The sequence below is a fragment of the Streptomyces sp. NPDC001530 genome, from assembly GCF_042894545.1.
Classification (GTDB): domain Bacteria; phylum Actinomycetota; class Actinomycetes; order Streptomycetales; family Streptomycetaceae; genus Streptomyces.
This window is the reverse complement of sequence record NZ_JBIAVS010000008.1, coordinates 254554-279288: the sequence shown is the minus strand read 5'-3', so window position 1 is coordinate 279288 and position 24735 is coordinate 254554. Positions and strand designations below refer to the sequence as shown.

Annotated in this window: 21 protein-coding genes; 12 read left to right on the top strand and 9 right to left on the bottom strand. The window is 69.8% G+C overall.

Annotated features, from left to right (window positions below; genetic code table 11):
- Nucleotides 1-248: 248 nt before the first annotated feature.
- From ACFY0T_RS18490 to ACFY0T_RS18470, 5 genes are all read left to right on the top strand, one after another.
- Nucleotides 249-638 carry a peptidoglycan-binding protein gene (locus ACFY0T_RS18490; protein WP_388871105.1) on the top strand — a complete coding sequence of 130 codons (390 nt, stop codon included), beginning with the start codon at nucleotides 249-251 and terminating at the stop codon, nucleotides 636-638.
- 230 nt (nucleotides 639-868) lie between these two features.
- Nucleotides 869-1846 carry a DUF3068 domain-containing protein gene (locus ACFY0T_RS18485; RefSeq protein WP_388871103.1) on the top strand — a complete coding sequence of 326 codons (978 nt, stop codon included), beginning with the start codon at nucleotides 869-871 and terminating at the stop codon, nucleotides 1844-1846.
- Nucleotides 1847-2429: 583 nt separating this feature from the next.
- Nucleotides 2430-3272: a hypothetical protein gene (locus ACFY0T_RS18480; protein WP_388871100.1), complete on the top strand. Its 843-nt coding sequence runs from the start codon at nucleotides 2430-2432 to the stop codon at nucleotides 3270-3272.
- Entirely contained in the window at nucleotides 3272-5551 is a 2280-nt protein-coding gene (locus tag ACFY0T_RS18475) for a bifunctional serine/threonine-protein kinase/ABC transporter substrate-binding protein (protein ID WP_388871097.1), read from the top strand. Before ACFY0T_RS18480 ends, ACFY0T_RS18475 begins: the two co-directional genes overlap by 1 nt.
- A 40-nt stretch (nucleotides 5552-5591) precedes the next feature.
- Nucleotides 5592-7760, top strand: coding sequence for a bifunctional serine/threonine-protein kinase/ABC transporter substrate-binding protein (locus ACFY0T_RS18470; RefSeq protein ID WP_388871094.1), 2169 nt, complete (start codon nucleotides 5592-5594; stop codon nucleotides 7758-7760).
- A 44-nt stretch (nucleotides 7761-7804) separates the two neighbouring features.
- On the opposite strand, the gene ACFY0T_RS18465 is transcribed toward ACFY0T_RS18470, so the two are convergent.
- The 4 genes from ACFY0T_RS18465 to ACFY0T_RS18450 form a co-directional block, all read right to left on the bottom strand.
- On the bottom strand, nucleotides 7805-10693 hold the full coding sequence (locus tag ACFY0T_RS18465; protein WP_388871091.1) for an AAA family ATPase: 2889 nt from the start codon (nucleotides 10691-10693) through the stop codon (nucleotides 7805-7807).
- Nucleotides 10694-10844: 151 nt separating this feature from the next.
- The gene (locus tag ACFY0T_RS18460; RefSeq protein ID WP_388871088.1) at nucleotides 10845-10991 is read right to left on the bottom strand and encodes a hypothetical protein; all 147 of its coding nucleotides are present in this window, start codon (nucleotides 10989-10991) and stop codon (nucleotides 10845-10847) included.
- Nucleotides 10992-11134: 143 nt separating this feature from the next.
- Nucleotides 11135-11641, bottom strand: a complete 507-nt coding sequence (locus ACFY0T_RS18455; protein WP_388871085.1) for a hypothetical protein — start codon at nucleotides 11639-11641, stop codon at nucleotides 11135-11137.
- Nucleotides 11642-12048: 407 nt separating this feature from the next.
- Complete coding sequence (locus tag ACFY0T_RS18450) at nucleotides 12049-12489, bottom strand: hypothetical protein (RefSeq protein ID WP_388871082.1); 441 nt, start codon at nucleotides 12487-12489, stop codon at nucleotides 12049-12051.
- A 35-nt stretch (nucleotides 12490-12524) separates the two neighbouring features.
- On the opposite strand from ACFY0T_RS18450, the gene ACFY0T_RS18445 reads away from it, so the two are divergent.
- The 6 genes from ACFY0T_RS18445 to ACFY0T_RS18420 all read left to right on the top strand — a co-directional run bounded on the left by ACFY0T_RS18445 (nucleotide 12525) and on the right by ACFY0T_RS18420 (nucleotide 18882).
- A complete protein-coding gene (locus ACFY0T_RS18445; RefSeq protein WP_388871079.1) occupies nucleotides 12525-13655 on the top strand; it encodes a saccharopine dehydrogenase NADP-binding domain-containing protein in 1131 nt (376 codons plus the stop codon).
- A 953-nt stretch (nucleotides 13656-14608) separates the two neighbouring features.
- Nucleotides 14609-16084, top strand: a complete 1476-nt coding sequence (locus ACFY0T_RS18440) for a helix-turn-helix domain-containing protein (RefSeq protein WP_388871076.1) — start codon at nucleotides 14609-14611, stop codon at nucleotides 16082-16084.
- On the top strand, nucleotides 16081-16653 hold the full coding sequence (locus ACFY0T_RS18435) for a helix-turn-helix domain-containing protein (protein ID WP_388871074.1): 573 nt from the start codon (nucleotides 16081-16083) through the stop codon (nucleotides 16651-16653). The genes ACFY0T_RS18440 and ACFY0T_RS18435 overlap by 4 nt, the downstream gene beginning before the upstream one ends.
- A 181-nt stretch (nucleotides 16654-16834) precedes the next feature.
- On the top strand, nucleotides 16835-17563 hold the full coding sequence (locus tag ACFY0T_RS18430) for a ParA family protein (RefSeq protein ID WP_388871071.1): 729 nt from the start codon (nucleotides 16835-16837) through the stop codon (nucleotides 17561-17563).
- The gene (locus ACFY0T_RS18425; RefSeq protein WP_382278940.1) at nucleotides 17560-18444 is read left to right on the top strand and encodes a hypothetical protein; all 885 of its coding nucleotides are present in this window, start codon (nucleotides 17560-17562) and stop codon (nucleotides 18442-18444) included. The genes ACFY0T_RS18430 and ACFY0T_RS18425 overlap by 4 nt, the downstream gene beginning before the upstream one ends.
- A gap of 165 nt (nucleotides 18445-18609) precedes the next feature.
- Entirely contained in the window at nucleotides 18610-18882 is a 273-nt protein-coding gene (locus ACFY0T_RS18420) for a hypothetical protein (protein WP_351613292.1), read from the top strand.
- A 20-nt stretch (nucleotides 18883-18902) separates the two neighbouring features.
- Here ACFY0T_RS18420 and ACFY0T_RS18415 read toward each other — a convergent pair whose 3' ends face one another.
- The 3 genes from ACFY0T_RS18415 to ACFY0T_RS18405 all read right to left on the bottom strand — a co-directional run bounded on the left by ACFY0T_RS18415 (nucleotide 18903) and on the right by ACFY0T_RS18405 (nucleotide 21727).
- Nucleotides 18903-19763: a tetratricopeptide repeat protein gene (locus tag ACFY0T_RS18415; protein ID WP_388871068.1), complete on the bottom strand. Its 861-nt coding sequence runs from the start codon at nucleotides 19761-19763 to the stop codon at nucleotides 18903-18905.
- A gap of 108 nt (nucleotides 19764-19871) precedes the next feature.
- Nucleotides 19872-20336: a MarR family winged helix-turn-helix transcriptional regulator gene (locus ACFY0T_RS18410; protein ID WP_382278936.1), complete on the bottom strand. Its 465-nt coding sequence runs from the start codon at nucleotides 20334-20336 to the stop codon at nucleotides 19872-19874.
- A 164-nt stretch (nucleotides 20337-20500) separates the two neighbouring features.
- Nucleotides 20501-21727, bottom strand: a complete 1227-nt coding sequence (locus tag ACFY0T_RS18405; protein ID WP_388871065.1) for an acyl-CoA dehydrogenase family protein — start codon at nucleotides 21725-21727, stop codon at nucleotides 20501-20503.
- 63 nt (nucleotides 21728-21790) lie between these two features.
- Between ACFY0T_RS18405 and ACFY0T_RS18400 the strand changes: the two genes are divergently transcribed.
- The gene (locus tag ACFY0T_RS18400) at nucleotides 21791-22618 is read left to right on the top strand and encodes an SDR family oxidoreductase (RefSeq protein WP_388871062.1); all 828 of its coding nucleotides are present in this window, start codon (nucleotides 21791-21793) and stop codon (nucleotides 22616-22618) included.
- Nucleotides 22619-22629: 11 nt separating this feature from the next.
- Here ACFY0T_RS18400 and ACFY0T_RS18395 read toward each other — a convergent pair whose 3' ends face one another.
- Together ACFY0T_RS18395 and lpdA are read right to left on the bottom strand one after the other, a co-directional pair.
- Nucleotides 22630-23034: a hypothetical protein gene (locus ACFY0T_RS18395; RefSeq protein WP_388871059.1), complete on the bottom strand. Its 405-nt coding sequence runs from the start codon at nucleotides 23032-23034 to the stop codon at nucleotides 22630-22632.
- 134 nt (nucleotides 23035-23168) lie between these two features.
- Nucleotides 23169-24581, bottom strand: a complete 1413-nt coding sequence (gene lpdA, locus ACFY0T_RS18390) for a dihydrolipoyl dehydrogenase (protein WP_388871056.1) — start codon at nucleotides 24579-24581, stop codon at nucleotides 23169-23171.
- Nucleotides 24582-24735: the final 154 nt, after the last annotated feature.

The following is a 24735-nucleotide window of genomic DNA, read 5'->3' as shown; positions in this document are numbered from 1 at the left end:
TGCCTCGGCCCTCCGGCGGTTCCGGCCCCGATTGGCGTCTTACCGACCCCCTGGAAGCGGTCCGGGTGTTCCAGCGGTGCGCCTTCGGGCGCGGCTCTCGCCCAGGTCAGAGGGAGGGCGTTCCGTGATTGCCCAAAAGTCCCGGCCGCTCTCGCCGTTGGCCGAATCGGCCGCAAAGCTCGACGGCACCCGGGCGGCACAGCCGGATTGATGCCGCCCGTTCACCGTTCACCAAAGGGAGCTGAACCATGAACATGCGCAGGCATCTCGCGCTGGCGTCCGCCACGGCGGTTCTGGGCAGCGGGCTCGCGATCGCCCCCGCCGCCTCGGCCGGAGCAGTCACCGACCAGGCCGCCGACGCGCCGGCGAAGGAGTACAGCTGCTCGAAGATCTGGTACTCCGGCACGGCACTGACCGTGCGCGGCCACACCGGCAAGCGGGTGATCGAGACACAGTGTCTGCTGAAGCTGTCGAAGCAGACCGGCAAGTTCTGGAAGAACCACGGCTACAAGGTCGACGGCATCTTCGGACCCGACACCGAGCGGGCCGTCAAGTACCACCAGGGCAAGGCCCACATCCTCGTGGACGGCAAGGTCGGCAAGCAGACCTGGAAGACGCTGCGCACGTACAAGTACTGACCGGACCGCCCCATTCGGCCCGTCCGCCACGGGGGTGCGGACGGGCACAGGGGACCACAGCCGGGCACCGACTCCGTCCGATCATGAGCGAGTTCCGGCTCCGCGTTGTCACTCGAGTGCGTTGACGCCCTCCCGAGGACGCGCCTACGGTCCCTCGCCCATACCTGTGCGCGCTGTCCTCACGTCGTCCGGCTGCCCGCGCGCCGGGCGGCCAAGCCCTGGAGTGTCGGATGCGCCGTACCGCCTCGCACCTCTCGCTGTTCCTGCTCGGTCTCGGGACCTTCCTGCTCGTCCTGGCGATGATGCTCGTGTGGTACGTCAGGCCGCATGCCGCCGTGAATCCCATCGACATCGACGTGACCGCCATCTACACGGGCACGGGCAGCGTTTTCGACGTCGACGAGGCCAGGACGCTGCACAACCGGCGGATCACCGTGACGCAGCGCGTGCGCGGCGACGTGGTCGACAGCGAACGGAGCGGGGCGGCGGTCTGGGACGTGGTCACCACGGTCGACACGGACGAGTCGCTTCCCGCCGACGACCCGCGCGACGCCCTGGAGTTCGTCACCGGCCGGTGGGTCACCGACCGCAGGACCAACAAGCCCGTGCACTGCTGCGAGGAGGAGCCATACCACGAGGGCGAGGCCTACCTGAAATTCCCCTTCGACGTGCAGAAGCGCCCTTACCGCTGGTGGGACAACACCCTCGGCGCCACCGTCGTCCTCTCCTACCGGGGCACCGAGAGGATTCGCGGATACCCGGGGTACGTCTTCACGGGCACCGTCCCTCCGACGAAGATCGGAACCCGTCTGGTGCCGGGGGCCCTCGTCGGGAAACCGGAGGCCGACCGGGTGGTCGCCGAGGAGTGGTACGCCAACCACGGCATCCGGCTGGTCGTCGACCCGAGCACCGGTCGCTCGCTCTACGCACAGGTCGGCCCCCGCCGGACGCTCCGCGCACCCGGCGGTACGCAGGACGCCGTCGTACTCCTGGACAGCCGGAAGCTGGCCTTCACGCCGGCCACCCAGAAGTTCCAGGTCAGCCATGCGAAGAAGGAGAGCGGGCAACTGCGGATGGTGGGGCGAACGCTGCCGATCGGCGCGGGTGCGGCGGGATGCGCGCTCACGGCCGCCGGCGGCATCCTGCTGGCGGGAAGCCGTCCGCGGCCCCGTACGCCCGAGACCTCCTCGTCCACGCCCTCGAAGTGATCCGGCTGCACCCGCCTCGGGCAGAGGCAGTGGCACACGCTGGAGGAGCACACGCCGTACGGGGTGTGCCACTCGGCTCCCCGCACCGATCTTGGGCCCGAACTGCGGCTCTGGACAGGGCATTTGCCGAAGCCCTTCCGCGAGACGGAAGAGGCATGGCGGCGCTGTCACGCCCTCCCACACGGTGTCGCCACCACAGGAGACGGGAGCCGCTTCCATGCCTCACATGACATCTGGGCACCGCCGGGATGCCGAGCAATGACCGGGGCGACGCAGCCCGCGTTCGGTCAGGGACATATGACGTCGTTCAGCTTGAAGACCTAGATGCGTGACTACGTCCGCGGGCTGCTCTGCCCGGTCGGCCGTAAGAAGGCCAGCGGCTGGCCAAATACACCGGACACCAAACCCCCGACCACCTCCCCCCGGCCTGGTGACCCGCGTTGGGCTCGGCGTCGGCCGAGTGTGCCCCGGGCGGCACACCTGCGGAATACGTAGCCGGATACGTGGTTCTACTGAGGTCCCTTCCCTCCCAGCCGTCTACGTTCGAGGAGTCGGACGGAGCGAACGGTGTTGAGGGGACTGAGTGACGGACAACACCCATGGAGTGCGGGGCAGTTGGGTGACCTTGCTGGTGGCGGGGAGTCTGCTGGCCGGGTGTTCGGCCCGGACGGAGGACGGGGCTTCCCGGCAGAGCAGCTCGCCCTCGGCCAGGACGTCGCCGAGCACATCGGCCAGTGCCTCGCCGGGCGCCGGGGCGACCCCGTCGGGCGGCTCGTCCGCCGCCACTTCCGTCTTCACGCCCGATGCCTCCCTCGTCCCTGGGACCTCGAAGGACGGGCGCCGCCTGGCCGAGTCCGTCGTCCTCGCCCCGCGCGACTGGGGCCGAGGTTACGTCGCCCAGGAACCGGCCGAGAGCACCCCGGGCACCTGGGCCGTGCTGAGCGAGAGCTGCCGCTGGCAGCGTGAGAAGCTCCCGCGCGGGGTGCTGGCGAGCGCGTCCCGCTACAGCCGGCTGCCTGCCGGCGGAGGAAGGGGCGCGGTCAAAGTGACGGCCGTCGCCACCGTGCACGCCTCCGTCCTGGGCGCCGACGAACAGCTGAGCACCACCCTCGAAGAGGTGCTGCGCTGCCCGGAGCAGCGGCCGCGGTCCGCCGAGCGGATCACGGGTCTGATGTCGCTCGGCACCCCCTTCGGCGCCCGCGAGCAGGAGTACGCCGACGACTCCATACTCGAGGCCGGCGCGTACGTCGAGAGCGGTGGTGCCGCACAGCCGTACCGGTGGATGGTCGCCCGGCTGGGCACGGTCGTCGTGGCCGTCTCCGTGACGGGCGCGAAAGGGAACACCGCGCAGGAACTCCAACAACTGGGCAGCAAGGCCCTGGCTCAGATGCTGACGCGCATCGAGCAGCGGCTGAAGGGGAAGTGATGGAGCCGCTGCGTACCTCCGACCCCGCCAGGCTGGCGGACTACCGGCTGCTCGGACGGCTCGGCGCCGGCGGCATGGGCGTGGTGTACCTGGCCCGCTCGGCCGGCGGAACCCTGGTCGCACTGAAGGTGATTCAGGCCGAGTACGCCGAAGACACCGATTTCCGGGAGCGGTTCAGGCGCGAGGCGGACACGGCCCGCCGGATGACCAGCCCGTGGGTGGCGTCCCTGGTGGACGCGGACCCTGAGGCGGCGCAGCCCTGGCTCGCGACCGCGTTCGTCTCCGGTCCCTCGCTCGCCGAGGCCCTTGCCGAGCACGGGCCGCTGCCGGTGCCGAGCCTGCGGGTGCTGGGGGCACGGCTCGCCGAGGCGCTGCGGGAGCTGCACGCGGCCGGTCTCGTGCACCGTGACGTCAAGCCCGGCAATGTGCTGCTGGCGCTCGACGGACCACGGCTGATCGACTTCGGTGTGGCCCGCGATCCCGACGACACCTCGCTCACCTCGACGGGTGTCGTGGTCGGCACGCCGGGGTTTCTGCCGCCGGAACAGGCGCGGGGCGGGCGGGATCCGGGACCGGCCGGAGACGTCTTCTCGTTGGGCTGTGTGCTGGCCTTCGCGGCGACCGGCCGCCTTCCCTTCGGCACTGGGTCGATTGACGCACTGCTGTACCGGACGGTGCACGACGCGCCGGACGTGGAGGGTGTTCCGGCGGAGCTCGCCGAGGTCGTGAGCAGCTGTCTGGAGAAGGACCCGGAGCTGCGGCCCACGGCCGAGACGCTGTCCGGGACCCTCACGGCCGCCACGCCCTCGTCGCCCACCTCGCCTCCCGACCCTCGGGAGGCCCTGAGAGTCGTACGTCCGCCGGCACCCGAGGAAGACAGGACTCCCGCCGAAGAGGAGCCGGCCCCCGGTGAAGAGGCCTGGCTGCCCGAGCCGTTGGTCCGGCTGATCGCGGAACGGTCGGCCGCCGGGCTCGCGCTGCCCTCCATCGACGACACCGAGGTCGACCCCGCGTCCGCCGGCGCCGCTCCGACGGACACCACGGCCGCGCAGCCTGCGCCCCGTGCCGTCGGCAGACGCCGTTTCCTCCTCCTGGCCTCAGGCGCGGCGGTCGTCACGGCTGGTGGCGGACTGGCCGCGTGGGCGGCCCTCGCCCGTGACGGCGAGAACGACAACGCCGCCCCGAACTCCACCAGTCCCGTGTACACCCTCGGTCTGCATGCCGACCTGACCGGCGATCAGAAGGCGGTCGGCCGGGCTCAGGAGCGGGGGCTGCGGCTGGCGGTCGACGAGTTCAACTCCCGTGCGAACAGCCCCTTCGTACTCGACGTGAAGACGGTGGACGACGGCGGCGATCCGGCGCGGTCGGTCGCCGCGGCCAAGAAGCTCGTCGCCGACCGTGCCGTGCTGGCAGTGATCGGTCCCACCACGGACGCCACCGCCCTGGCCTCTCTCGCGACGTACGACGCCGCCTCGCTGCCCCTGATCGCGGTGTCGCCCGGCGCCACCGTGCTGGGGGTGATGGGCAGCCGGTCCATCCTGCACGCCCGGGTGACGGACACGGTCCTGCCGTTCTACCTCGACGCGTATCTGCGCGGCACCGCGATGTCGCGCACGGTCGGGATCGTCGATGACCGGGCTGCTGACGCCTACGCCTGGGAGATCAGCAGCACCCTCGCCAAGATCCTGCGGGACGCCCGGCAGCCGGCCGTGCCGAAGGTGGTCAGCGCCCTGCGCACCGACTTCGGGCCGACCCTGGATGCCCTGGTCGACGGGGGCGCGGACTCCGTGGTTTTCGCCGGCTACCACGACCGGGCCGCGCTGCTGGCCCGGGAACTGAGCAGCCGTGACTTCCCCGGGGCCAGGGCCGCCGCCCAGGGAGCGCTGGACGCCCGGTTCCTGTCCGCCGCGGGGGACGCAGCCGACGGCTGGGCGATCGTCGCCCCGGTCATGGACGCCACCGTGGCGCCCGAGGCGAAGACGTTCAGGGCCGCTTACCGCAAGCGTTTCGATGCGGAGCCGGAGCGGTACGCCGTCGAGACGTACGACGTGGCGCAGCTCGCGGTGAAGAGTCTGCGTTCGCTGACCTCCGGGCGCCGCACCCGGCAGAACCTGACGACGGCGCTGCGCTCGGCCACGTACAAGGGGATCAGCAGGAACTTCGCCTTCAACCAGAAGACCGGGGCCCTGGTCGTCGACGGCAGCGGGGTCTACCTGTGGAAGGTCGACGGCGGCCGGTTCGCGTACCAGGGCGTGGCTTCCTTCCAGGTGTCCACCTGATGGAGCGCTTCGTACCAGGTGTCCACCGGGTGAGGCGCTGATGGAGCCGTTGCGCGGCGCCGACCCGGCCAGGATCGCGGGCTACCGGTTGCTGCGCCGGCTGGGCGCCGGCGGCATGGGTGTGGTGTACCTGGCCCGCTCGCCCGGAGGCGCGCTCGCCGCGGTGAAGGTGATCCGCGCGGCGCACGCGGACGACGCGGGATTCCGGGCCCGTTTCCGCCGCGAGGTGGAGACGGCGGGCCGGGTCGCCAACCCCTGGGTGGTGCCGCTGCTCGACGCGGACCCGGACGCGGAGTCTCCGTGGCTCGCCACGGCGTTCGTGCCGGGGCCCTCACTGGCGGAGGCGGTGGAGGAGTGCGGCCCGCTGCCGTACGGGACCGTCCGCGTCCTGGGGGCGCGGCTGGCCGAGGCGCTGGACGCGGTGCACGGGGCGGGTCTTGTGCACCGGGACGTCAAGCCCGGCAATGTGCTGCTCGCGGTCGACGGACCCAGGATGATCGACTTCGGTATCGCCCGGATGCCGGAGGACACCGCGCTCACCGCCAGCGGGATGGTGGTCGGCTCCCCCGGGTTCCTCTCCCCCGAACAGGCGCAAGGCAGGGGCCGGGAGATCGGGCCGGCCAGTGACGTCTTCTCATTCGGCTGTCTGCTCGCGTACGCCGTGACGGGCGGGCGCCCCTTCGGGCACGGCTCCGCGGCCGAGATGCTGATGCGCACGGTTCACGACGAGCCGGACCTGGACGGCGTACCGGAGCCGTTGCTGCCGCTGCTGCGGGGGTGCCTGGCGAAGGAGCCCGGCTCCCGGCCGGCCGTGGCCGAGGTCCGGCGGACCCTGGACGGAGTGGGCGAGGGCGGAGGCTGGTTGCCGGAGTCCCTGACCCGGCTGATCGCGCGGCGTTCGGCCGCCGTGCTCGCCCTGCCTGCCGTCGAGGCGACCGAGGTGTCCGGAGCGACGGTGGCCGACGCCCCGCCCGGCGACGAGACGGCCGTCGTCGGGGGAGGCGCCACGCGCCGCCGTTTCCTGGTTCTGAGTTCGGCCGCCGGGGTCCTGGCGGCCGGCGGAACGGCGGCGTGGTGGACGGCGCGGAGTCCCGGCCGCCCCTCGGCCCAGGGAAGCGGAACCGGGCTCCCACGGCTGGTGGTCGCCGTGCACGCCGACCTGAGCGGCAGCGGCCGTACGACGGGCCGCGCCCAGGAGGACGGCGTCCGGCTCGCCGTCGACCACCTCAACTCCCGCGCCGGCCGCGGCTTCGACCTGGCACTGCAGGTGCACGACGACGAAGGCAGCACGACCCGGGCGCGGCAGGTCGCCCGGCGGCTGGCGGCCGACGACCGTGTCCGCGCGGTGCTCGGGCCGACCACCGATGCCTGTGCGAAGGCCACCCTCGGCCTCTACCAGCAGGCACGGCTCCCGATGGTCACCGTGTCTGTCGGACTCAACGAGGTGGACCTCACCAAGTACCGGGTGTACGCCGCCACCCGCCCCGATGACGCGACCCTGGCGGCCCCGGTCTTCGCGTACCTCGTCCGCATCGCCGGGGCCCGCAAGACGGTGCTGATCGATGATGCCGCCGAGGGCGACTTCAGCTGGCGTCTGTGCTCCGGCGTCGACGAGGCCGTCCAGTCCGCGCAGCGCACCACGGTCCGGCGCACCCTCGCCGCCGAGGACGACACGGACGACGACTTCCGTGCCCTCGCGAAGTCGGTGACGGATGCGGGCGCGGACGCGGTGGTGTTCGCCGGCGCGTACGCGCGGGCCGCGCGGCTGGCCCGGGCGCTGCGCTCCGCGCGCTACTCCGGTGCGCGGCTGGCCACCCAGCGCGCCCTCGACCCCCGCTTCCTCGCCTCGGCGGGCGACGCCGCCGAGGAATGGGTGTTCGCCGCCTCCTTCCTCGATCCGACCCGGGTGGCGGCAGCGAAGTCGTTCGTCGCCGCCTACCGCGCACGCTTCAGCACGGCCCCGCCCTGGTACTCCGCCGAGGCCTACGACGCGACGCTCTTCGTGGCCCGCGCCATGACGGCGCTGGGCGCGTCGCGCGCGGAGCGGGGCGCGATCGTGGGCCGGTTGCGCGAGACCGACTACCGGGGGATCACCAAACGCCTGCGCTACGACTCGTCCGCCTACCGCTACACGGACGCGATGTACCTGTTCCGGGCGACCGGGGGCGCCTTCCGATGTCTCGGCGACTACCGGGACGCCACGGCCTGAGCCACGCGTCGTGCCTCAACTGTGGTGCGCGTCTGGTGGGTTGTTCACGCGCGCCGGTCGAGGGCCGCACGCGTCATGAGGCCTGCCAGTGCCGAGCGGGACGGCACGGAGGTCTTCCGGTAGATGGCCGACAGGTGGGTCTCGACCGTGCGGCGGCTGAGGTACAGCTTCGTCGCGATGGCCTGGTTGCTCAGTCCTTCGGCGACGAGTTCGGCGATCTCCCGTTCACGTGTGGTCAGTTGGTCGAGCTCCGTGGGTGCGCGCACGGTTTCCTCGGTCTGGGGGCGCACGAGCTCGGCCAGGTCGGACAGCAGGCGCGCGCCGCCGTCGTCGGCGATACGGCGGGCCCGCTCCCACATCGCGACGGCGCGCGGAACGTCGCCCGCGGCCTGCGCCTGGACAGCGGCCAGCAGCAGGGAGTACGCCTCCCAGAGCGTCGCACCGGAGGGGGCGTACGCCTGCGCGGCGCGCTCGAAGAGGTCCGCGGCTGCGCGGGCGTCACCGTGGTGCTGGGCGAGCGCCGCCTCGGCGCGCAGTGCCGCCCCGCGCTGACCGTGCAGACCCATCCGGTTGGCTTCCTCGACGGCTCGTGCGGCCCAGCGCGCGGCCTGCTCGGCGTCGCCGATCGCGATGGCGGTGCTGACGAGGGTGTCCAGCTGGCCGGGGCGTATGGAGGGCTGCAGCCCCAGTAGTTCGGGACCGCCGGCCTTCAGGATGGCGTCCTGCGCGCGGTGCGGGTCGCCGCTCACGAGCGCCGTGTGCCCGAGCACGCACCTGGCCAACGACGCCCACCAGTGTCTGCTTCCGCCGGCCGCGGCCACGGCCTCCTCTGCGGTCGTCAAGGCCCTGGTGTCGCCCAGGGGGCGGCGCAGGAGAAGGATCAGCGACTTGAAACACAGGGTGAAGGCCAGGAGATCGCTGCTGCCGATGGCTCGTGCGACGGCTTCCGCCTCCTCGGCCGACTCCAGAGCAGACGGCAGCCGACAGGTGTTGAGGTGCACAAAGGCCTTGCTGCTCAGCAGGTGGGGCAGGACGTGGACCTGACCGCTGCGACGGGCGATGTCCAGACCCCGGTCGGCATGGCGTTCCGCGTCGGCGTAGCGCTCGAGCAGGGCTTCCGCCCAGGCCAGCCACACCAGCGACTCGCACAGTTCCGTGAGGTTGGGGTCGGTCAGACCGTCTGCGAGCCCGGCGGCGGCATCGGCGAACCGGCGGGCCGCCGCCGTCTCCCCTTCGTATGCCTCTCCCAACGCCCCCAGCGCCAAGGCCCCCATCTCTCCCATGAGGTCGCCGTGGGAGCGGGCCACCGCGAGCGTCCGCTCGATGTCGTCGCGTACGTCGGGGTAGGAGACGGTGTTCAGGGCGGCCATGCCCAGCGCGAGACCCAGGGAGACCGCCTGGCGGGGCTCGGGGCCGGGGCTGCGGACCAGTTCCCGCTGCAGCAGGGCGATCGCTTCCGGGGAGTGTCCGAGATGCCGTTCCATCATGGCGCACAGCGCTATCGCATCCCCGCGCAGCGATGCGTCGTCCTGCCCGGACCTGCTGATCAGCATGTGGAGCAGATCGCGGCTCTCCCGCAGGCTGCCGCCCACACCGAGTGCTCTGGCGCGCGCCAGCGTCAACTCTCCACGCTGCTGTGCGTGGGCGGGCGTGTCCGGCATGAGCCGAAGGACGACGTCCAGCAGATGGGCGGCCGTCGCGGGCGCCGTGTGGGCGAACCGGGCGGCCGCCTCGCTCAACACGGCCGCCGCCACGGGATCCCAGCCGACCAGCGACCGCTCGACGTGATGAGCACGCTCGGCGGCTGAGGCACCTGCCCGGGCCAGTTCGTCCGCCGCGCCGCGGTGGATCTCGGCGCGGCGTGGTGCGGCGGTGTTCTCGTAGACCAGTGCCCGCAGCAGCGGGTGGCGCAGTGTCCAGCGGCCGTCGGACCCCATGCGCAGCAGATCGCGCCGCGCCAGTGCACCCATGCAGTCGTCGAGTTCCTCCGGCGTGGTGTGTCCGGTCGTCAGGCTCAGCATTGCGGGCGTGGCATGGTCGCCGAGGACCGCCACCGCTTCGACGGTACGGCGCTGCGTCGCGGTCAGCGCGGTCAGTTCGTCCAGGAGCAGGGATCCCAGTCCGCTCGGCACTCCGGACGCGGTGTCGTCGTGGGCCCGGACGGTGGTGCCGCGCGACGACGCGCCATGCCGGTAGGCGTGCAGAAGGCAGTGGAGGTACAGCGGGTTGCCCTCGCTGGATTCGTAGATCTCCTTCGCGTCGCCCAGTGGCAGGTCGGAGGCGAGCGCCTCGATCGACGCCTGCTCGGGCAGCGGTCGCAGCGCCATGCGCTGTACGGCCCCACTGTCGACGCCGCGTGTCAGAGCAGCGGCAAGGGAGTGCGGCGTCTGCCGTTCTCGACGGGCCACGACCACAAGCACCCGGCCGCCCACCGGGTGCCGGATCACATGGTCCAACAACTCCAAAGACGCGGGATCCGCCCAGTGCAGGTCGTCCAGAGCCATCACCAACCCGCTGCGCTCCCCGAGCCCGGTCAGCACGTCCGCGACGGCGCGATAGAGGCCGAACCGGTCACGGTTGCCCGAACCCGACTCCGAGCCCTGCACACTGTCGGCTCCGCGCAGCACAGGTGCCGCCGCCTCGGGCACGGCATCCGAGTCGAGAAAGGCACGATCGACGTCGGCGAACGCGTCCGTGAACGTCTGGAACGGAGTGTGCTGCTCGTACTCCGTGGCCGTGCCGCGCAGCACGGTCAACCCACCCTGCCGCGCCCGCGCACAGAGCTCGCTCAGCAGCCGGCTCTTCCCCATGCCGGCGTCTCCGGCGATGTCTACGACAGCGGGGACGCCGTCCTGCCCCAGACTGCCGATCACCGAGATGAGCCGCTTCAGTTCGTCAGTTCTGCCGACCAGCATCGTCGCCGTCTCGTCCAACGCCGGTACCAGTGTGTCTCCATTCCCCACCAAGTCCGCGTGATCATTGCCGAGTTGTCGCTCCTCCGCAACCTTGCCTGCACGACCTGCCGATACCCTCATAGAAACGTCATCATCCCCGGCGGGAGCCGACTACACGATCCCTGGGGCGTCATTCGACCAGGTAGACCTTTCCGGTCCGGCCTCCGTCGATCGAGCGGACGTAGGCCTGGGCAGCCTTCTGCACCGGTACTGGTGGGACGCCGGCTGAGAGGTCGCCGGAGGCAGCTGCGAACTCGGTGAAGATCGCCGGGCCCACGGCGTTGGTCCTCTGTCCGCGTGACAGCTCTGTCGCCGCCGGGGCAAAGGACTCGAAGGCGCCGTTGGCGAAGGTGCGGATCGACGCGGGGTCGGTGATGTCGTGGGCCTACCTACGGCCCTACTAGCGCCGATCGCGTCGCGTCACGAGTCCTCGTCCGCTGTCACCCAAGCCCACCTGTGCTGGACGTTTCCGCGATCCGGGCTGTCGACGCGGGTGACATGAGGCCCTCCCACGCTGGTCGACCGCAGCCCGCTCAGTAAGGTGCGGTATGCGAAGAAGAGGGTCGCGAACATGGTGACGGCGAAGGCCAGACCAGGCCCGTATCCCAAGCCCGTGGCTGTGCGGTTCACGTGCACGAATCCGTAGCCCGAGAGGATCGTCGCCAAGGCGAAGACCTTCCACAGCACACCGTGCACGCGCCGCTCACGGCGTACGTCGGCGAACGACGGAAGGGTCACCAGGAGCCGCGCGCCGCAGTGGTCGCACGTCTCATGGATCTGGTTCGCGCGGTCCTCGAAACGCTCCAGGCAGCCGGTCGTGGCGTTGGTGAGGGCGGTCGACAAGGTCATGCCTCCGCCGCCGTTCACGTGCCTGTCGACGATGTGCATGATCCTGTACTCGAAACTTCCTGTCACCTCGGCGGCCACGGCTCCCCCTTCTCCCCGATTCCCCGTCACAACCTGGTGATCGATTCCAAAGCGTGCACCTCCCAGCCCGATCTCGGAACATCCGCGTTCACCTGTCGAAGTCGACGCTGAGTGTGGCGGAGGCGGCGATGGTCTGGCAGGTGAGGACGTAGCCTGCGGGTCCACTCCTCACGCGCACCGCATGCCGGCGGGGCGCAGCTGCGAGGTGCAAGTTCCACGCCTCCTGCGGGCACTTGTTGGCGGTACCGGCCGGCAGTGGTCTGCCGGCCCCGCGGCACACGCGCACCGCGGACGCCAGGAATTCGTACGATCCTGATCTACCGCGCACCCGGGCAGCATCCGTAGAACCACGTGATCCACTACGTAGCCGGGCCCGGCGTCCGGGCGTCATCCGAACGACATACGGCCTACTGCCCTGCGAGCAGGTACCGGGCCCGCCACTGCGGCAAGCAGTCGCGGAGGTACAGCGCGAAGGGCATCCACCAGATCAGGTCGTTGGTGACGAGGATGACGCCGGAGGCCAGGGGCCACTGGCCGGTGAGGGCCAGCCACAGCCAGCCGAGCGGTCCGAGGACCTTGCCGGCCAGGCCGACCGCCGCGATGAGGAAGCCTTCGGCGGGGCGCAGGGCCACGTCGAGGTAGAGCAGGCCGTACAGGCCGAGCACCATGCCCAGCGTCATGAAGATCTGCGGATGGTTCTGCGGGGCCATGTCGGCGACCCGGAACAGCCATTGGGGGTCGAGGGCCGCGTAGCAGCCCCAGGCGATGTTGTAGATGCCAGCCGCCGCGAAGACCCGTCGGTGCAGTCGCTCTCGGGGAACGGGAGAAGTCGTATGTGATATGAACATGACCGTATTGTGCAGGTGCCGTAGCATCCCGCCGCATGAGTGAACCGAACATCGTCGTGGTCGGGGGCAGCGGCTTCTACGGCCGGTACGTCGTCGCCGATCTGCTGCGCCGCCCCGACGTCCGCGTCACCGTGGTCTCCCGTCGGCTGCCGGATCCGCCCTTCCCGTCCGAGCGGGTCCGCTGGGTCGCAGGCGACCGCGACGCCCTGGAGCGGCTGGGCGGCCTCCTCGGTGACGCGGCCGCGGTCGTGCACTGCGCGGGCCCGTTCCAGGCCCTCGACGGCCCCGGCACCCACCCGCTCGGGCCGCTGCGGGCAGCGGTGTCCGCCGGAGTTCCGTACGTCGACATCTGCGAGGACCGTGCCTTCCTGGACGCGGCGACGACGGTGGCCCGCTCCGCGACGGCTCCCGTCCTGACCGGGGCGTCCGTCGTGCCGGGCCTGCAGGCGCTGGTCGTCCACGACCTCGCACGTGGCATGGACCGTGTCGACGGCGTCCTGTGCTGCGCCGCTCCCGACACCCGGCGCCACCGCGGCCCGGCGATGTTCGAGGCGATGATGCACGGCGCAGGGCTCCCGTTCAGCGCTCCCCGCGGCGGCGTACAGACCTTGGTGCACGGCTGGTCCGAGCCGGAGTGGACCCTGTTCCCGCCGCCGGTCGGCAGGCGCCTGGTCCACCAGGTGTACGAGATGGCCGACCTGGACGTCCTGGCCGAACTGTGCCGTGCCGGCACGATCGCCTTCAAGGCCGGCACCGAATTCACCGCAGTCAACCGGGCGTTGGGGCTCTTCGCAGCGCTGCGTGCCCGTACCGGGCGACCCCGCGCCACCAAGCGCTGGACCCCGCTGGTGCGGGCGCTCTCGTGGCTCGTCGGCCGGGTCGGCGACGAGGCCGGCGGCTTCACGGTCACCGTGAGCGGTGAGCACGGCGGCCGGCAGGTCGTCCGGCGGTTGGGGATGACGGCCGCGCAGGACGGCGGTCGCATCCCCTCACTGCTCGCCGGTATCGCCGTCGACCACCTGCTGGCGGGTCGGCTCCGCACCGCCGGCCTCGTTCCGCTCCACTCCTGGCTGGCACCGCACGAACTGCGTACGGCGCTGCGCGACCGGGACATCAGCCTGTGGCGGAGGGACGACGAGGACGACTGGCGGCCGTGGGAGGAATGACGAACCGGCTCAGCGTGGCCGCAAAGCGGACGACGGTCTTTCCGTCAGCCGTGGCCGTCGGCGGGCCGTGGAACCGGACGACGGTCAAGGTGCTTGAGTTCGTTGCTGCCAGGTTGAGCGACCACCAACCCCAAGTAGACGCCGGACATCCGTCGGATCTGGCCTGAGTCCGAGATCCGGACCATCCGCGGGCCATCGGCCCCCGCTTGCCTCGTGTGGACGCTGTTCCCACTGGTCAGCGAAATGGATGACGTCTACCACCAGCAGACGAAGAAGCTGCTGGTGAGTCCCTCCCCACCTGGCCGCCTGCGGCAGCCACTCAGCCTGCCTTCATCGGCCCAACGGTCCGAACACCGACAGACGGGCCCGCACTCTGACCAGCCTCTTCACGGAAGTCCTTCCGCCTGACAGAAGCCGCCTTGCCGACTCACCGCAAGCGTCACGACCCTGAGTCCAACCACGGCACGCGGGGCGAGGGCGCCCCGCTCTCAGGGACGGGAACGCCATGCCTCACATGACCGCCTTCGCCAGGAACCAGTGGTACAGCTAGCGCACCTTTCTGACCTGCGCTTGTGTGGGGGCGATGAGGCTGTGACCTGCTAGGACGGGTTGCAGAGGCGAGCGGAGGCAGTCAGAGGAAAACACTCTGATTCGACCCCGGTTCGACCCGGGTCGCTCAAAGGCAGTCAGAGGCAACAGCCTCTCCAACTGGCCTTTGAGAGACCCGAGTTGGACGGCGTGGATCACGAGTGGGCGACTCTGGCGGCATTCTGGCTCACCCCGGTCGAGTTGCGATGGGGACGCCTGCCTCCGCTCGGGGCCAGACGCGCGAAGGCCTCCAGGATGGCCGTCCTGGAGGCCTTGGCCGGCACCGATTGGAGGTCGGTCCCGGACACCACCCGTGGTTTTAGCGGGCCTGGGTGGCGTCCACGTCTTTGCGAGACGACCCCACCGTGCCACACAGCACCTACCAGACGAACCCCCAGCAGCGGCACTCTCACCCGTCCGGCCCCTCGGGCCTCTCACACCTGCCTCCGGTTGTTTCCGATCTCGTACTCCTCGGGGACCTCACCGGCCGCTACGCCGCCGGTAGTTACAGCAGACTCGCCTCCGACGGTCGGGCGGTGGTGCTGCGCGGGGACCGTCAGGGCGCGGCCGAGCACGGGCACCGGATCACCGCGGCCATCGCCTGCCACGTGGCCCGTATCGGCGGCACCTTCGACCAGCTGACGCAGCTTCTGCTACATCCCGAGCATGAGGGCGGCAGGCACGCCCGGAGCATCGCGCTGCGCTCGGGCGAGTCGCGTGCGCTCGGCTACATCCGCCGGGTGTGGTCCAGTGCCTCGGAAGCCGTCGACACCAGCAGGGCGCTGGGTTCCCGGCACGAGGCGTACGAGGTGCTCGCCGGGCTGCGCGACCGCATCGAGACGACGCCCTGGCGCGGAGAGCGGGGACGCACCGCTCTGCGGGTCCTGCGGGCGCACCTGAACTTCGCTGAGACCGCGGGCGGCCTCCTGCACCATGCCAGTGAGCGGCAGACGGCCGAAGAAGCCGGCATCTCCCGCACGACATTGCGGGCCGTCTACGAAAGTGTCCTCAAGCCACAGGGCTGGCTGCGCCGGTTGCGGGTCGGTCATGGCCGGGAGGGCTCGACCTGGTACCTCAACGCGCCGTCGTCTCGTTTCCGCACCACTCAGTACCCCCCCGACCCGGCACTTGAGGAGTGGCCCACTCCTGAGACGGCCACGACTGCCGACATCGACTCCACCGTCCTCGGCCAGCTGATGGGTCACGACGCCTTCGCCCACCACGGCCTCGGCAGCGCCGCCCTCGTGATCATCAGTGCTCTGTGCCAGCGCCCCCACCAAACCGTTACCGAGCTCGTCGGCAGCTCATCGGTCTCCCGCGCCACCACCTACCGGATCCTTCGACGCCTCGCCGAGCACGGCCTCTCCCACCACACCGGGGAGACCTGGGCCCTCACACCGCGTGCTCTGGAGGGTCTCGGCAGCAGCCTTCCGGCTCTCGTTCCCGGACGCGACGCCGTGCGCGCACAGGGCTGGGACACAGTCGCCGAGCAGCACGGCACCAGGGGACTCGCCGCCCGGCGCAGGGCCCTGCACGCGGCCCAACGCGCCGCGTACCGGGAGGCGTTGGACCGGCTCGCAGAGCACCGCAGCAAGGCCGTGGTGATCGTCCGCGACGGCCGCCAGGTCCTGATCCCCGGGCCACGTCCCGACGAAATCCCGTCCGCCTGGCGCACCTCCGGCGGGCGTGTCCTCGATCCGCTCACCGGCCGCGCTACACCCGACTGGCGGATCGCCACGGACGGCCGCCTGATCCTCATCACCCCATCCGACCAGCGCAGTTACGACGAACTGGCCGCCGCCCATGCCGAAGCCCTCAGCGAATGGAACTCCGCCGCATGACCCGACACCACCTGCCGAACACTTCCGTCGACGGCCAACCCGTGGCCCCGGAGGCCCTGCGTGAGCAGTACGAGGCCGGCGCCACGGTCGAAGAACTCGTCGCGATGAGCGGCCTGTCGTACGGGACGGTTCTCAACCGACTGCGCGAGGCCGGGACCGTGATGCGCACCTCGTGGCAGACGCGCAGGCTGCGCGACGGGCAAGCCCGTCGCAACCTCGCGGCCCATCTACGCCGCCTCTACGAACAACAGGGCGCCACACTCACGGAGTTGGCCGCGGCGGGTTCCGTGACACGTCGTGCCGCTCGGCGGCTGCTGATCGAGGCCGGGGGCACACCCCGCACCACCCAGCAGACACTCCGCATCCGCTCCGCGGCCAATGCCGCACGGCGTATGAAGCTCGCGCTGTTCCCGCGTGCGCGGTACGAGGCCGGCGCCACCGTGCCGGACCTCGCCGAGGGGTGCAACTACTCCGTCGGCACCGTCTACCGGCTCCTGCACCAGGCGGGCACCCGTATGCGGCCCCGGCACCACCACGGACCGGCCCACGACCCGAGGAAGCGGTCATGAGCGCGTCTGCGCGTGTCCCTGTCCGGGTCCGGCAAGTCACGGGACCGATGACGAGCCATCCCGAACCCGACTCCGCAGCACGGGGTCCTCCTCCGTCCGTACTCAGCCGCCTCCGGCGTCGGCCTTCTCGCCGATGCACGCACGTCAACACACTTTTCCCGATTCAGGAGATCAAGCACTCGTGAGTGAGAACACCCGTAGCAAGACCCTGGCCGCAGCCGCAGCCACGGGCACGGCTGGCGTCTGGGACGCCTTCGTGATCGTGGTCGGCATGCTCAAGGGCGGCACCGGCAAGACCACCTCCGCCTGGTTCATCGCCCTCTACTACGCCGTCGTCCTCAACCTGCCCACCCTGCTGCTGGACGCCGACGCCACCAGCCAGGCCGCCTACGACTGGTTCAAGGTCGCCCAGGCCGCCGGCTTCGAGATCCCCACCAACCTCGTCATCGAGCGCTACCCCTTCGACGACATCGCCGAATACATCCGCACCAAGCGCACCGAGTTCGGCGCGATCGTGGTCGACGCCGGCGGCGGCAGCGCCCGCATCTTCCACGAGGCCGTCACCGAGGCCAACCTGCTGCTCGTCCCCGTCGCCCCCACCAAGATCGAACGCCGCAAGCTCGTCGCCACCTTCGACGAGGCCGAGCGCGCCGCCGCCCGCAACCCCCACGACGTCACCGCCCACGTGGTCATGGTCAAGGCCGACGACCGCACCAGCCTGCCCGGCCGGGCCAAGGAGCAACTGCTGGAGCCCGCCGAGGGCGAGGGCATCGGCCCGGACCGTGACGAGCCGTTCCCGCTCGCCGAGACCACCATCCACTCCTGGGTGCACTACATGGAGGCCTTCGGCGAGATCCCGACCGAACTGAGCGAGTACGCCAACCTGATGAAGGAGCTGACCGAGGCATGAGCGAGAAGAACGAGAGGCCGAAGCCTCCCGCCCGCCGCACCAGCGGGCGTCCCCTGGGCGGGGCCAAGAAGACGACCCCGCCGCCCCCTCCCCCGACCGCCGAGCTCACCCCCGAGCAGTTCGCCACCGAACAGGCCACCGCCCAGGGCGAAGGCCGTCCCGCTGCCAGCGAGCCGCAGGCTCAGCCCGCTGTATCCATCGGGGTATCGACGCAGGACCCGACCGAGATGATGGCCGAGGTGGCGCAGGAGCCCGCGGCACCGCCCGCCCACCCGCGCGTCGAGGCCGCGCCGGGCAGCCCGGTGCAGGACCCTGCTGCCAGTCAGCCAGCCCGCCCAGCCGTCGTCGCCTCCGAGGCCGGAACAGAATCTCCTGTGGCGTCGATGGAGTGGCAGGCGCTTGGGCAGACCGTGGCCCCGGCTGCACAGCCTTCAGCACCTACGGCTCAGCCCACGCCATTGGCCGAGCACGTCTCGCAGCAGGGGGCGTCTCAAGACACGGGAGCTGCTCCGGGTGTGGCGCACACCGCTGAGGTGGCGATTCACTCGACAGTTCTTCCCGTTATGGGAGCCGCTGCGTTCCCTGTGAGTGCTGGCGCAGCGAATCCTCAGCACGAGCAGCAAGCCGGTTCGGATACGGCGCCCAGTAACGGGACTTCATGGGAGCACGGGTCGGGGCGCCCGAAAGACATCCCGGAAGCGGCGGTCGTCCTCAATCAGCGCATCATCGCGCGCGAGAGCCTCGACTCCTCGGTCCCCGCCGCGCTGAAGCTGAAAAGGCGCATCAAGCGCTTCGCGCTGGACAACGAACTCGACCACCTGCCCATGGGCGACATCGTCTCGGTTGCACTGGACGAATGGCTCACCACCCGCGGCTTCTGACACGCCGTACGGCACAGGGGGCGGCCGCCAGCTCGCTGAGTGCGCGGCCGCCCCTTCCGCCGACTATTCCAATAGCCCAATAGGCGGCTAACTAGCCGCCTAGCCAGACTGATCGGAGCAGCCTTCGTGCCCGACCTCTCCCACCACGCCCGTCGGCTACGCGACATGGCCGACACACTCGAAGCCCAGTCCGAGCCCGCCGACGATCCACTCGCCCCTCATCCAGACACGCTCGCGGTCATCGGCAACCGCAACATCAAACGCGGACAGCTCAACTACGCCGTCCCCGACATCCTGCAACTCCAGCGACGAATCCGCCGCTACAACGCCGACCACGACGTTCCCCACGGCGACATCGTCGTCCTGGCCCTCGACACCTGGCTTCGTGCAAAGGGCTACCCACCCGACCTCACCCGGCCCCAGGCAAAGGCGCAATGAGTAGGGCGCCAGACCAATGGTTAGGTTTGGAGGGCGGCGAGCAGATCGCCGATTTGCCCTGCTTCCTCCATGAGGCCGAGGTCTTCGAACATGCGCTCCGCGCGCACGAAGTAGGTGACGGCCTGGTCTCTGTCACCCGACGTGGTCAATGCCATGCCGATACCGCACAACGCATGGGCGTGGAGGTCGCGGGCGTTGGCTTGCTTGCAGGCCGCTTCTGCCTGCAAGCAGTAGGCGATCTGTTGCTGTGGTGAGAGGTCGTCCAGCTGAGTACAGGTCAGTAGAATCGCCGCCTCAACGAGCGGGCTCCCCACGGCACGGCTGGCCTCGACGGCGCGTTGGCAAGCAGCCTGTGCCGCCTCAGGCCGTCCCGAGGCTTGCAGCGCGAAAGCCGCCGCGCACAGTGCATTCGCTTCATTCGTGGGGTCGCCGAGACGTTGAAAAAGGGAGGCGGCCTCTTCTGCTGTTGCACACGCCTCTGCGTAGTTCTCGAGCTCCTGATGGTCCAGGGAAAGGTTGTTCAGCACCGCGGCCTGTTCGCGCAGATCCCCTACGGCTCGCTGGATGGCGAGAGCCTCTTGGTGGATTAGCAACGCCTCTGCAGGTTTCCCGGAGTCGTGCAGGGCAGAGCCCTTCCCATTGAGTGCCTTACCCCGTTCGTTGTGATCGTCGAGTGAAGCAAAAAGTGCGAGGACCCGCTCGTAGGCGGCGAGAGCTTCGGCGTAGCGTGAGGCACCGTTCAGTGCGATGCCGAGGTTGTTCCATGCGCCTGCCTCTGCGGCGATTGCTCCTGCCTGGTGGGCGATGGCGCAGGCGGTCGTTGTGACGGCGATCAGGTCGTCGAAGTACCCACGCCAGACGAGGTAGTCGTAGAGGACCACCGGAAGCTTGATGGCGATGTCTTGCTGCGCGACCTCGGCGGCCGCCCTTCCGGGACTTCGCCAGAACCGGGGCGTACCGCCGCACCCAGGTGCGATCCCCTCAAGCCGCTAAGCCCGTCTCGCTCCATTCTGCTCCCGGACGGCGTCGAACAGGGAGGTCAGAGTGGGACTTCCCGCGAGGCTGCCCAGCAGGGCGTGAAGCGAGTCTCGTTCCGTGGCACCCAGGTCTGCGAGGATTTCGCCGTCGAGATCGACGAGTGTGCGGTTGAGGCGGGCCAAAACCTTGCGCCCTTCGGCGGTGATGTCCACGGCGTAGCGGCGACGATCCTGCGGATCTCGTGTCCGCTCCGCGTATCCGGCGCGCTCCAGGTCGTCGAGACTCGTCACCATCGTCGCGGGGTCGATGCGCAGGAACGAGCCAAGTGCCAGTTGCGGCATGGCACCGTTGTCCGCCAAAGCCTGCAGGACGCTGTAATGCCGCACTCGCAGGCCGGTCCCGCCGATGCCGTCCTCGGCGATCCTGAACGCCACCTGTCCGAGTTTGACCAGCAGGCAGATGGTGTGTTCGGCCACTGTCCCCGGTACCAGCGGAGCCTCGGACATCGTTTATCCCGCCCATGGTTAGTCATACGTATGGTCCTGTCCATCGTACGAGAAAGCCCGAGGCGGCGAACCGCTGCAGGCCGACGGGATGCCCCACTGTCCGTCGGCTTACTGCACCGGCGCGTCCTGGGCGATCAGCCGACGATGGCCCGGCCGAAGATCTGCCGAGCTATGACCCACTTCTGGATCTCATTGGTCCCCTCGTAGATCTCGCCGATTTTGCTGTCCCGGTAGATCGCCTCGACAGGGCCGGGACTGCCGTCGGCACCCAGTTCGCGCGCGAAGCCGAGGCCTCCGAAGGCTTGGACGGCGTCGCGTGCCATGTCCACGGACAGCTTGGTGGCGTAGTACTTCGCCATCGCGGCCTCGGGCTCCGGGGACGGGTCACCGGCGTCCAGGCGCAGGGCGGCCTTGGTGTAAAGGGTGCGGGCGTTCTCGATCTCGGTGGCCCGTTCGGCGAGCAGGAACTGCCAGTGCTGGTTGGCGGCCACCGGCTTGCCGAAGGCGTGTCGCGTCGACAGGTGGGCCACGGTGTGGTCGAAGGCGGCCTGCGCCATGCCGACCCCGGCAGCCGCGATGCCGATCCGGCCATAGGTCAGAGTCGACAGCGCATGGCGCAGTCCGTGCCCTTCGGCGCCACCAAGGAGGTCGTCGTCGGAAAGCTGCACTCCCGTGAAGCGGATGTCCGCGGTGAGCTGGCCGCGGTTGCCCATCTTGCGGTCGGGAAGGCCGACTTCCACTCCGGGAAGTGCCGTGTCGACGATGAACATGCTCAGCCGGGTGCCGGTGCGGGCGAGAACCACCACGAACCCGGCGACGGGCGAGTTGGAGATCCACCGCTTGTGGCCGTTCAGCACCCAGCCGGCCTCGGTGCGTATCGCCTCGGTCTGTACCGCTTGCGGAGACAGGTCGCTGGAGGCATCCGGCTCAGTGGTGGCGAAGGCACCGACCACTGAGCCTTCCGCGACCTTTCGCAGCCACCGCTGCTGCTGCTCCTCAGTGCCCTGCCGCAGGGCGTTGCCCGCCAGGATGCAGTGCACATCGAAGACGGCCGCGACGCTGCTCGAGTAGTAGGCCAGTTCCTCGATGGCCGCGGCAGTGGCGGTCGCCGGGTGGGTCAGGCCGTCGCCGCCGATCTCGCCGGGGAAGGGGATTCGGAAGACCCCCGCCGACGCAAGCCCTTCAAAAACATGCCGGGGGAAGCCGTCCGTGCGCTCGTCGCCACCGGCGATCGCCACGGCGTGCGGAGCCACTTCGCGTTCTGCGATCCGGCGCACGGCAGCGCGAACGGACTGTGTCTCTTTGGGGGCCAGGAGCTCGTGGTAGAGCCGGTCGATCTGGCGTGTGGGAGTCGAAGTCATACGTGGAAGATACCATTAGCATCGCGTATCATTAGTTCGGCAATCTATTTTGGAGGTTCAGCCATGACTCAGACGCTGGCCGGCAAGACCGTCCTGATGTCGGGAGGCAGCCGCGGCATCGGACTCGCCATCGCCCTGCGCGCGGCCCGCGACGGTGCGAACGTGGTGATGCTCGCCAAGACCGCCGTGCCGCATCCAAAGCTCGAAGGCACGGTCCACACCGCCGTCGACGAGGTTGAGCGCGCGGGCGGCAAGGGGCTGGCCGTAGTCGGCGACGTCCGCGAAGAGGACGATGTGCGCACCGCCGTCAACGCGGCGGTCAGCGCCTTCGGCGGCATCGACATCGTGGTCAACAACGCCAGCGCGATCGACCTGTCGTCGTCGGAGCAGCTGGAGATGAAGCGGTACGACCTGATGCAGGACATCAACACGCGTGGCACGTTCCTGCTGAGCAAGGCAGCGATCCCGCATCTGCGCGAGGCGAGCAACCCGCACATCCTCACGCTCTCCCCGCCGCTGAACCTCGCGCCGCACTGGGTGGGGAAGCATCTCGGTTACACGCTGTCGAAGTACGGCATGAGTCTGTGCACCATCGGGCTCGCCGAGGAGTTCGCCGCCGACGGCATCGCCGCCAACTCGCTGTGGCCGCGGACCCTGATCAACACAGCCGCCGTGCGCAATGTGGTCGGCGGCGCCGGACAAGCCCGTAATCCGCGGATCATGGCTGACGCCGCGTACGCCATCGTCACGCGTGACGCGCGGAAGTGCACCGCCAACCTGTTCATCGACGACGAGGTCCTCTCGGACGAGGGCGTCACCGACCTGTCCGCCTACAGCCCTGCCGGCTTTGAGGGTGATCTCGCGCTCGACATATTCGTCGATCCGGCCTGATCCCGCACCGCTCAGCACATGAACGCGAGGGCGTTCTCAAGGACCTCGTCGGCGAGCTTCGAGCCGAAGGCGACGCGGGACAGTTGCAGCGACCCCGCCATCATCGCGAAGAGTCCGAGGGCCTTGGCGCATGCGGGCTTGGGATCCTCGGGTGCCAGATGGCCAACGATCTCGTCCACGATGGCCCGCGCGCCGTCGCTGCCGACCCGATTGACCGCGCCCGGGCAGCGGCTGACTCCTCGAGTAAGGCGACGGAAGGACATCCGACGCCGCACTGGTACCGGAGCCACCGACACCGTCCCGTCTGGAGCGCCAGCCGACGTGGCGAATGCCGGAGGCGGCACGAAGCCGTCCACTTCCCGGCCCAGCAGCGCGGCGAACTCGATGGTGGTGAGATCGCCCCCGCTGGGGCCCATGGCCTGGAGACCGATGGGCAGCCGCTCCTGCCCTTGCTCACCATCTCCTCTATCTGACTGTCTCGCGCGCAGGTCGGCAACGCGGCAGACCCCCGATGCATCCCCACACCGCATTTCGAGGGGACGGCGCCCTGCTACATGTTGATCATGTGGCCCGCGAGGCCGTGGACGGCTTCCTTGACCGCTTCGCCCAGGGTCGGGTGGGCGTGGACGTTGCGGGCGACCTCGTGGACGGTGAGGTCCCACTGCTGGGCCAGGGTCAGCTCGGGGAGCAGTTCGGTGACGTCCGGGCCGATGAGGTGGGCGCCGAGGAGCTCGCCATACCTGGCGTCGCTGATCAGCTTCACGAAGCCGGTCGCATCGCCGAGGCCGTGGGCCTTGGCGTTCGCGGTGAACGGGAACTTGGCGACCTGGACGTCGTACCCCTGCTCCCTCGCCTGGGCCTCGGTGTAACCGAAGCTGGCGATCTGGGGCTGGCAGAAGGTGGCCCGCGGGATCATCGCGTAGTCGAGCTCCATGGTCTCGGCATCGGCGAGGGTCTCGGCGGCGATCACGCCCATCGCCTCGGCGGCGTGCGCGAGCATCAACTTCGCGGTGACGTCGCCGATGGCGTAGATGTGCGGCACGGAAGTGCGGCAGCGGCCGTCGACGTCGATCGCGCCGCGCTCGGTGACGCGCACGCCGGTGTTCTCCAGGCCGTAGCCCGTGACATTCGGCGCGAACCCGATCGCCTGGAGGACCTTGTCGGCCTCCAGGACCTGCTGGACGCCGTCCTTGCCGGTGACCGTGACACGGACCTGCGCGCCGGACTCGTCGATCGACTCGACACGGGTCGAGGTGAGGACGTCGATCCCCAACTTCCGGTACTGCTTGGCCAGCTCGGCGGAGACCTCCTCGTCCTCCAGCGGCGCGACCCGGTCCAGGAACTCTACGACGGTGACCTTCACCCCGTAGCTGTTCAGGACGTAGGCGAACTCGATGCCGATCGCGCCGGCGCCGGCGATCACGATGGACTGCGGCAGATCCTCGGCGAGGATCTGTTCCTCGAACGTCACCACCCGGGAGGTACGGCGGGTGCCCGGTAGCAGTTTCGGGGTGGCGCCGGTGGCGATGATGCAGTCGTCGAAGCCGATGGTGCGGGTGTTCCCGTCGTAGTCGGCGACCTGGAGCGTGTGCGGGTCCAGGAACGTGCCACGGCCGCTGATCTCCGTGATCCTGTTCTTCTTCATCAGGTAGTGGACGCCCTTGACCCGGCCGTCCGCCACCTTCCGACTGCGGCGGAAAGCCTCCCCGTAGTCGAAGGAGACCTGCCCCTCGACCTTGATGCCGAAGGTCTTCGCCTCGCGCGTGAAGAGGTGCGCGAGCTCGGCGTTGCGCAGCAGGGCCTTGGTGGGGATACAGCCCACGTTCAGACAGACGCCGCCCCAGTACTTCTCCTCGACGACCGCCACCCGCTTGCCCAGTTGAGCGGCCCGGATGGCGGCGACGTATCCGCCGGGGCCCGCACCAAGCACCACGACGTCGAAGCGCTCGCCCTGCTCGTCCATGGAAGGTTCCTTTCCGCTGGGGTGGTCGGCTCCTCGCGAGGGACTGGCCGGCTCCCGATCGAACAACCTGTTCATCAACTCATTGGTGGCAGCTGCAGCTGCCGCCTGCCTCAGGGAAAGCGCAGGCAGTCCCCCGTACGTCCATCTCAGCGCC